Origin of the sequence: Niveispirillum sp. (assembly GCF_017996735.1) — a bacterium.
Taxonomy (GTDB): domain Bacteria; phylum Pseudomonadota; class Alphaproteobacteria; order Azospirillales; family Azospirillaceae; genus Niveispirillum.
Window position 1 is genome coordinate 1 of the sequence record NZ_JAGOGJ010000239.1, and the last position, 5,136, is coordinate 5,136.

The following is a 5,136-nucleotide window of genomic DNA, read 5'->3' on the forward strand; positions in this document are numbered from 1 at the left end:
CTTCCATATAGGTGCGCTTGGCCGGATCGGCCAGGTCATCCTTGTTGATGTCGGTCAGGATGGTGCCCGGCAGGACGGAGTTGCAGCGGATGCCATAGGGGCCCAGCGCGATGGCGCAGCTTTGCATCAGCGAATGCAATCCGGCCTTGGTCGGCGTGTAATGGGTCTGCATGCCACCGCCGACCAGCGCGGAAATGGAGGATATGGCGATGATCGCCCCGCCGCGCCCCTGGTCCTTCATACGGTTGGCGGCGGCCTGGGTCATGTAATAGGCGCCGTTCAGGTTCACCTTGATCGTGCGGTCCACCACATCGACGGGCATGTCCAGGAAGCTGTGGAACGGGCAGATACCGGCGTTGGAAACAAAGACATCAACGCCACCAAAGGCCGCGACGGCCGCCTTCACGAAATCCTGTGCCGCTTCCGGGTCGGCCACGTCGCCCTTCACGGCGATGCCCTTCTGGCCCAGCGCCTCGATCTGCGCCACCACATGTTCCGCCGCAGCGGGTGATGCTGCATAATTTATGGCGACATTGGCCCCGTGACGCGCACATTCAACGGCAACGGCAGCACCGATACCGCGTGACGCACCCGTGATCAGAACGGTCTTGCCTTCCAGCAAACGCATGGCGTCCTCCTCAATCTCATATTTCGGAATGATGTCTCACAAACCAAGATCCAGAGCAAGTCTGATCCCGAGAATGGGCAGGTGAGCGGTATCATGACCGCATTGACAGGCTTCATCCCATTTTATAAAACTGTGTCCCACAATTAAGAACGTGCGTTCAGCCCCTCCCGCTGCGCACGCCTTTCAGGGAGCGTGAAAACACCATGGCCTTCCCCGTTATCCGCGACGTCCGCGCCTATGTGGTGCGCGGTGGGGGTGCTGATTATCACGACCAGGGCGACGGCCACTGGATCGATGACCACATCGCCACCCCCATGAGCCGCTATCCCGAATACCGCCAGAGCCGGCAGAGCTTCGGCATCAATGTGCTGGGCACGCTGGTGGTGGAGATCGAGGCGGCGGACGGCACCATCGGCTTTGCGGTGACCACGGGCGGGGAGCCGGCCTGCTATCTGGTGGAAAGGCATTTCTCCCGCTTCCTGATCGGCCGGTCGCCGGTGGAGGTGGAGAAGATCTGGGACCAGATGTATTTCGGTTCCCAGTATTATGGACGCAAGGGTCTGGTGGTGAACGCCATTTCCGGCGTCGACCTGGCACTGTGGGATCTGCTGGGCAAGTTGCGGCAGGAGCCGGTCTATCACCTGCTGGGCGGGGCCGTCCGTGACGAGTTGACCTTCTACGCCACGGGCGCACGCCCCGATCTGGCCAAGGAAATGGGCTTCATCGGCGGCAAGATGCCCCTGCATCACGGCCCGGCCGAGGGCGAGGAAGGCCTGCGCAAGAATATCGAGGAACTGGCCACCATGCGCGAGCGGGTGGGCGAGGATTTCTGGCTGATGTTCGATTGCTGGATGTCGCTGGACCTGAACTACGCCACCAAGCTGGCCCACAAGGCGCATGAATATGGCCTGAAATGGATCGAAGAGGCCCTGTCGCCCGACGATTACTGGGGCTATGCCGACCTGAAGAAAAAGGCCCCCACGGGCATGCTGGTGACGACGGGCGAGCATGAAGCCACCCGCTGGGGCTTCCGCATGCTGATGGAAATGGATTGCTGCGACATCATCCAGCCGGATGTGGGCTGGTGCGGCGGCGTCACCGAACTGACCAAGATCGCCAACATGGCCGACAGCCGCGGCATCATGGTCATCCCGCACGGCTCGTCGGTCTATTCCTATCACTTCGTCATCACGCGCCATAACAGCCCGTTCGCGGAATTCCTGATGATGGCGCCCAAGGCCGACAAGGTGGTACCGATGTTCCATCCCCAGCTTCTGGGCGAGCCGGTACCCGTCAATGGCAAGCTGAAACTGTCGGACAAGCCCGGTTTCGGTGTGGAATTGAACCGTGAGGTCGCTCTGCACCGGCCCTATGTGGGCAACGCCAAGTAATCCGGTCCATTCTCATTACGAAAGCATAAATCATGAAGCTGCTGCGTTACGGCCCCAAGGGCCAGGAGAAGCCCGGCCTGTTGGATGCCACCGGCACCATCCGCGACCTGTCCGGCATCGTTTCCGACATTACCCCGGACGTGCTGTCGCCCGCCGGTCTGGCCAGAATCGCGGCGATCGACCCGGCCAGCCTGCCGGCGGTCGAGGGTTCGCCGCGCTATGGCGTGCCGGTCAATGGCGTGCGCAAATTCATCGCTGTCGGCCTGAACTTCGCCGATCACGCGGCGGAGAGCAACCTGCCCATCCCGGCGGAACCGGTGCTGTTCACCAAGGCCATCTCCTGCCTGACCGGTCCGAACGACCCGGTGATGATCCCCAAGGATTCGGTCAAGACCGACTGGGAAGTCGAACTGGGCATCGTCATCGGCAGCCGCGCCCGCTATGTCAGCGAGGAGAAGGCGCTGGACCATGTTGCCGGTTATGTCCTGATCAATGATGTGTCGGAACGTGCCTTTCAGATCGAACGCAGCGGCACCTGGGACAAGGGCAAGGGCTGCGACACGTTCGGCCCTGTCGGCCCCTGGGTGGTCACCTCGGACGAGGTCGGCGATCCCCAGAACCTGGATATGTGGCTGGAGGTGAATGGCCACCGCTATCAGAACGGCAACAGCCGCACCATGATCTTCACCTGCCGCCAACTGGTCGCTTATATCAGCCAGTTCATCACGCTGGAGCCGGGCGACCTTATCACCACCGGCACCCCGCCCGGCGTGGGCATGGGCCAGAAGCCGGAGCCGACATATCTGAAGGCGGGCGATACCATGCGCCTGGGCATCGAAAAGCTGGGCGAACAGCGGCAGAACGTCATTGCCTGGACCCAGGACATCATCGACTGACGTCTAATACCAGCGGCACGAAATCTTGACCTTCGGTCAATCTTTCCTGCCCCTCAAGCGCCGGGCGGCTGCATCCGCAGCCTTGGCTAACGCCGCACGTGCGGCGCGGCGGCAGTCGCCGCCGTACCATCGGTCAAGAATTTTGACCGATGGTATAAGAAGCCTTATCGTCCAGTGTGCTGTCGGAAGCCGGCAGCACATGCCGGCCCAGATCGATCATGCGCACGGCATCGGGCCGGCCCGGCTGCGGCGCGGGACAGGCGGCGGAGAGGTAACGGATGATCCGCCCGCCGCTGATCGGCCTGTCCCAGGCATAGATGGGGCAAACATCGGGCCCGGCCTGGAACTGCTCCCCCGTTTCACGGGTTTCGTAATTGCCATTCTGGCTGCCTTGGCCGCCGCCAAGATAGGTCGGCTGCGAAGGCGCTACCGGTACCGGCGCCGGCACTGTCTGAGCGCAGGCCGCAAGCAGCAGCAGGGCAAAGAGCGGCAGGAAACGCACAGGCTCACTCCTTGCTGGTCGATCAGGCCACCCGTGCACCCAAAAATCCTGGCCCGCCATCATTTACAGACGGGGCCAGGGCCACGGAACCGGCGGCAGGCAAAGAACTCAGCGCCGGCCCAGGGTTGCGCTCCATCCCATGCCCTTGCTGATCGACCGTGCCGTGTCCTTCACCGTGGTGATCAGTTCCTGCATACGCTCGTCGCTCATATACTGCGCGGCGCTGGACAGGCTGATGGCGGCGATGATCTTGCCGTTCGCCCCGCGGATCGGGGCCGCCACGCACCGGATACGATCCTCGTTCTCTTCAAGGTCGAAAGTGTAGCCGCCTTCGACATAGCCACGCATGCGCTGCTGCCAGACGGGCCAGTCGGCTTCCCCAAAGCGCTTGTCAAAGAACCGGCGCCAGCGGAACTCGCTTTCATCCAGGATGAGGGCTTTGCCCAGACCGGTGGAGGCGATCGGATGGCGTTCACCGACGCGGGACCCGATTTCAATGCGGCGGCGACCGGGGATCTTGTCCAGATACAGGGCCTCCTCCCCGTCCAGAACGCCCAGATGCACCGTATCCTCCGTGGCCGCCGCCAGATCCTCGATATAGGGGCGGGCGACGCGGGGAATGTCCATCTGCTGCTGCGCCAGATACCCCAGTTCCAGCAGCTTCGGCCCCAGTTGATATCCCTCGCGCGGGGTCAGGATCAGGAAGTCACGTTCCACCAGCGCCGCCGCCAGCCGATGCGTGGTGCTGCGCGTCAGATCCAGCCGCTGGGCCAGCTTGGCCAGGTTGATCGGCCCCTCCGCCACCGCCTCCAGTACATCCAGTCCGCGCAGCAGCGTCTGGCTGCCACTGGGCGCTGCCTTGGGGGCGGCATCATCATGATCGTCGGTGGTGCTGCTCATCGACTTCTATCACTCTCTCAATTTGCGGAACACAATCCCATATCCACCGCGTGACGGCAAGGTTGGGAACAAGACAAGGTTGTCTGAATTCTCTGAAAAACCAAGGCGCTGAGGGAGTGTTGGGCCGATGACGCCGGTCAGACCGCCAGCCGATACAGGCGCGCGGCATTGTCCGCGAAAAGCGCGCGGCGTTCCCCATCGGTGAAATCGGCGGTGATCCTGTCATAGGCGGCGTAATGAAGGCCAAACGCGCCATACAGCCTGTCGACCGGAAAATTGCTGGCAAACATCGCCCGGTCCGTGCCGAACGCGTCGATCGCCTGCAGGATGAAGGGTCGCAGGCTGTCCGGGGTCCATTGCCGGTCGATCATGGCCAGGCCGGAAATCTTGATGGCAACATTGGGCTGGGCCGCCAGCAGCGCCAGGCCCCGGCGCCATTGGGCCAGACCGTCCGCGTCGCGGTCCGTCGGCATGCCCGTATGGTTCAGGATGACCTGGATATCCGGATGCCGTGCCGCCAATGCCGCCGCCGTCGCCATCTGCGACGGATAGATCTGCAAATCCATCGAAAGCCCATATTTGGCCAGCAGCGCGTAGCCCCTTTGCCAATCGGCATCCCCGATCACATCCCGGCTGGAATAGGTCTTTGCCGGATCGCTGTGCCAGTTGATGATGTGACGGATACCGCATACCGCGCCATGGGCGGATTGGGCCGCCAGCGGCGGTTGGACATCGGGACATTCCGGCCCCGCGAAGGCAACCACCCCCCTGGCCACGGCCCCCGTTCCGCGGACCCCCTGAAGCCAGCCCGTCCCCGCC

6 protein-coding genes are annotated in these 5,136 nt (G+C 62.9%); 2 read left to right on the forward strand and 4 right to left on the reverse strand.

Translation table 11 applies throughout. The features are described from left to right. Positions 1-628, reverse strand: a 628-nt coding sequence (locus KBA48_RS32350) for an SDR family NAD(P)-dependent oxidoreductase (RefSeq protein WP_292912786.1), incomplete at its 3' end; no start/stop codon positions are given. Between the two features lie 203 nt (positions 629-831). Here KBA48_RS32350 and rhmD point away from each other — a divergent pair. Further along, positions 832-2,019, forward strand: coding sequence for an L-rhamnonate dehydratase (rhmD, locus tag KBA48_RS32355; RefSeq protein ID WP_292912787.1), 1,188 nt, complete (start codon positions 832-834; stop codon positions 2,017-2,019). A gap of 32 nt (positions 2,020-2,051) precedes the next feature. Next, on the forward strand, positions 2,052-2,915 hold the full coding sequence (locus KBA48_RS32360) for a fumarylacetoacetate hydrolase family protein (RefSeq protein ID WP_292912788.1): 864 nt from the start codon (positions 2,052-2,054) through the stop codon (positions 2,913-2,915). Between the two features lie 133 nt (positions 2,916-3,048). Here KBA48_RS32360 and KBA48_RS32365 read toward each other — a convergent pair whose 3' ends face one another. From KBA48_RS32365 to KBA48_RS32375, 3 genes are all read right to left on the reverse strand, one after another. Then, positions 3,049-3,417: a hypothetical protein gene (locus KBA48_RS32365; RefSeq protein ID WP_292912789.1), complete on the reverse strand. Its 369-nt coding sequence runs from the start codon at positions 3,415-3,417 to the stop codon at positions 3,049-3,051. A gap of 108 nt (positions 3,418-3,525) precedes the next feature. Further along, on the reverse strand, positions 3,526-4,317 hold the full coding sequence (locus KBA48_RS32370; RefSeq protein WP_292912790.1) for an IclR family transcriptional regulator: 792 nt from the start codon (positions 4,315-4,317) through the stop codon (positions 3,526-3,528). 137 nt (positions 4,318-4,454) lie between these two features. Then, positions 4,455-5,136 (reverse strand): amidohydrolase (locus KBA48_RS32375; protein ID WP_292912791.1); only part of this gene is annotated, 682 nt, incomplete at its 5' end.